General features: G+C 51.4%; 3 protein-coding genes. All 3 read left to right on the top strand.

The genetic code is table 11. The features are described from left to right. The first annotated feature begins 234 nt into the window (after positions 1–234). On the top strand, positions 235–1476 hold the full coding sequence (locus H740_RS04740; RefSeq protein ID WP_002951917.1) for a uracil-xanthine permease family protein: 1242 nt from the start codon (positions 235–237) through the stop codon (positions 1474–1476). Between the two features lie 194 nt (positions 1477–1670). After that, entirely contained in the window at positions 1671–3119 is a 1449-nt protein-coding gene (locus H740_RS04735) for a DKNYY domain-containing protein (protein ID WP_002951915.1), read from the top strand. 97 nt (positions 3120–3216) lie between these two features. Then, a partial coding sequence (locus H740_RS04730) for an inner membrane CreD family protein (RefSeq protein WP_002951913.1) occupies positions 3217–3421 on the top strand: 205 nt, incomplete at its 3' end.

Raw genomic sequence — 3421 nt, 5'->3', positions numbered from 1 at the left:
ATTTAACCAACCCAAATTTAGCATCTTAAAGGTGCGGGTCTCGGTGCGTAAATTTAAAATTTGCTCGAAAAATTTGCTTAAAACGGTGCATTTTCGTCGCCGTAATCGTTGCTAATATGTTATAATTTTGCGAATTTTAAAATCGCGCCGAGTTTAAATTTGGCTACAAAAACAAGACAAATGCTGCAAATTTCAAGAGTCAAAAAATAAGTCGTAAAATAAAAAGAGGAGAAGATGGAAAAATACGAAGGCTACAATCTCAGGTTCAAAGACGCTCTCGTCGGCGTACAGTTTCTATTCGTCGCGTTTGGCGCGCTAGTACTAGTGCCGATATTAACGGGGCTTGATACGTCCGTGGCGCTGTTTACGGCGGGTATCGGCACGCTGCTGTTTCAGCTCGTCCCGCGCAAAAACGTCCCGCCGATCTTTTTGGCTAGCAGCTTTGCGTTCATCGCGCCGCTAAGCTTTGGCGTCAAGGAGTGGGGCATCGCTGCAACGATGAGCGGAGTGATCGCGGCGGGGCTATTTTTCGTAGCTTTTAGCCTGCTTATTAGGCTCAAAGGCGAGGGATTTTTGCATAAAATTTTACCGCCCGTGGTCGTCGGCCCTGTCATCATGACGATCGGCCTCATTCTCTCGCCCGCGGCCGTAAATATGGTCATGGGCAAGGGCAAAGAGGCGCTTTACACGCAGGGGCAGTCGCTTACCATCGCGCTCATCTCGCTTTCGGCGGTTATCGTCGTTATGATGTTTGGCCGCGGTATGCTGCGCCTAGTGCCGATACTTTGCGGCATCGCAGCGGGATACTGCGCATCGCTGTTTATCGGGATAGTGGATTTTACGCCGATTTTAAACGCGCCGTGGTTTGTGCTGCCGCATTTTACCGCGCCGGTTTTTAAGCTCGAAGCGGTAATCTACATGGTGCCTATCGCCATCGCGCCCGCGATCGAGCACATCGGCGATATGCTTGCGATCAGCAACGTTACGAAGGAAAATTTCCTAAAAAATCCGGGGCTTAAAAGCACGCTGCTTGGCGACGGGCTTGCGACGTCGCTGGCAGGCTGCTTTGGCGGACCGCCAAACACCACCTACTCCGAGGTCACGGGCGCAGTCAGCATCACGAAAGCCTACAATCCCGCCATTATGACCTTTGCCGCGCTTGCGGCGATACTACTCGCCTTCGTGGGCAAGCTCGGCGCCGCGCTCTCCACGATCCCTGCTCCCGTCATCGGCGGCATTATGCTGCTGCTTTTCGGTATCATCGCGAGCGTGGGTATGGAGACTCTGATCAAAAACGGCGTGGACCTAGCCGAGCCGCGCAATATGATCATCGTCGCGCTCATCTTTGTGTGCGCGATCGGCGGCATGGTACTGGATTTTGGCGCGATGAGCTTTAGCGGCGTGGGGCTTGGCGCGCTCATCGGTATCACGCTAAATTTGGTTCTGCCAAAGACCAAGCATTTTGACGGGTACTAAGTTAAATTTGCGCGGAGATTGCGTCGTTTCGCGCGATTGCGGGTAAATTTGAGCTTTGCTGCCAAATTTGACGAGCTTTTAATTTTCCCCGCCGCTTTTGGGCGTCAAATTTACCGCAGCCTAAATTTTAAAATTTCCCTGCAAACGCTTTTAAATTTCTAACGTTTTAAACTAGCAAGATATATAATTGCCTTATGAAAAAGGCAAATAACTTAAGCAAATTTGATAAAAAGGCGCTAAGGCTCCTCTTTGCTGTACTTTTCGTGCCGCTCTTTGTCTCGCTCGTTTTCATCTATGAGCTATCGGTGTATGACCGCTCGCGCGAGCTACCCGCGGACGCGCAAAAGATCGGCCGCAGCGATTATTATAATATCGGCGGCAAAATTTATCTACGCTCTTGGAATCTCGCTCCCTACGAGCTAGAGGGCGACGCGGACGCGGCGAGTTTTCGCGCGCTTGATACCGGCAGATACTCCTACACAAACGTCGGCATGGACGCCAACCGCGTATTTTGCGGCGCTCGCGAGATGTCGGGGCTCGATCCCGCACGCACGCAAAAGATCGGCGCGCGATACTACAGCGACGGGCGCGTGAGCTACTTCTGCTCGGACGTTACGCAGCGCACGGGCGGCGCGATAAGCTACATTTACAAGGTATTTTTCCATGCGTTTGGGCTCTCTAAATGGCCGCAGGAGTATAACTACCCATACGCTAGGCTGGATACTAGCGCGCGCATCTCGCCTCTAACAGACAGCCCGTACGTCGCAACCGACGGCGAGCGGGTATTTTACGAGGGTAAAATTTTAGAGGGCGCCGACGCAAAAAATCTAAAACAGATAAGGCGAAAAATCATATACGAAGACGGCCCCGAGCTGCCCGCGCACTTTCGCCCGGCCGATCGGTGGCTAAGCGACGGACGCAGCGTTTATAAAGACGGCGAGAGGCTAAATTTCACGCCTAGCGAGCAGATGTATCTCGCGGAGCCAAACGCCGGCATAGAGTTTCTTTATGATCCCGCTACGGGCGCGGTGTTTATGGATGGCGAGAGGTTTGAAGCTGCAAACGAGCCCTATACGCCGCTAAATTTTCAGAGCGGGCATCAGGAATACATGCTGTTTGCGAGCAAAAACGGCATATTTTATCTAAGCAAGGATAAAATTTTAAATCGCCCGCGCGCTAGCGGTACCGAAGGCTGGCTCAAGGACGCATTTTGGTACGTTTATTATAAATTTGGCGCAGATGGCAGTAGGCTAAGCGCGCTAAAAAGGGCGGGCGACAATCCGTTTAAGGGCGCCGTGCGGCAGATCTCGGAAAAGCTTTTTAAGGACGACGCGGGATTTTACTATCTAAATTTCTACTCGCATAGCGTTTACGTCACGGGTCGCAGCGGCAGGCATCTGGATAAGCGGACAAATTTCATCGAGCTGCGAAAGATCACGCTTGATGTGCATGACGAAAACGTAATGTCGCAGATCGCGGACGAGGCGGCGCGAAACCCAGAGATGTCGCAGCCCATCTTTAGCGCGCAGGACGTGGAGTATGAAAACGGCGCGGCCTTTTATATGTATTGCCTCGCAGCGGTTTTGTTGCTTGGAGCTTGGATTTATAGCTACCTTAAAAAGCTCAGCTTGCGGCGCGGTTAAATTTGTCGTCAAATTCGCTCTAAATTTACAACCTTTCTTACCGATTTATTACGATTTCAGGCTAAAATCGCAGTGAAAAAAATCAAAAGGAAATCCAATGGAAAACAAAATCATAAACAGCGTCAGGGGCGGCTTTTGGACGAAGCCCGTCATTATTTTCGTCCTGCTTTTGCTGCTGCTTATCCCGCTAGGTTTCATCAGCTCGATGATCTCTGACCGCGCCTACGTCAAGCAAAGCGCCGAGGAGTCCATCATGCAGCCCGTCGGCGGGGAGCTTAGGATCGAGGGCGTTTTGATCTCGG

Source organism: Campylobacter showae CC57C (genome assembly GCF_000344295.2).
In the GTDB taxonomy this organism is placed as follows: Bacteria; Campylobacterota; Campylobacteria; order Campylobacterales; family Campylobacteraceae; genus Campylobacter_A; species Campylobacter_A showae_B.
This window is presented reverse-complemented; position numbering and strand designations above follow the sequence as displayed.

What these genes read in the sequence shown, in the direction of transcription:
- H740_RS04740 (WP_002951917.1), top strand. Translation starts at nt 235, where the DNA reads ATGGAAAAATACGAAGGCTACAATCTCAGGTTCAAAGACGCTCTCGTC.
- H740_RS04735 (WP_002951915.1), top strand. Translation starts at nt 1,671, where the DNA reads ATGAAAAAGGCAAATAACTTAAGCAAATTTGATAAAAAGGCGCTAAGG.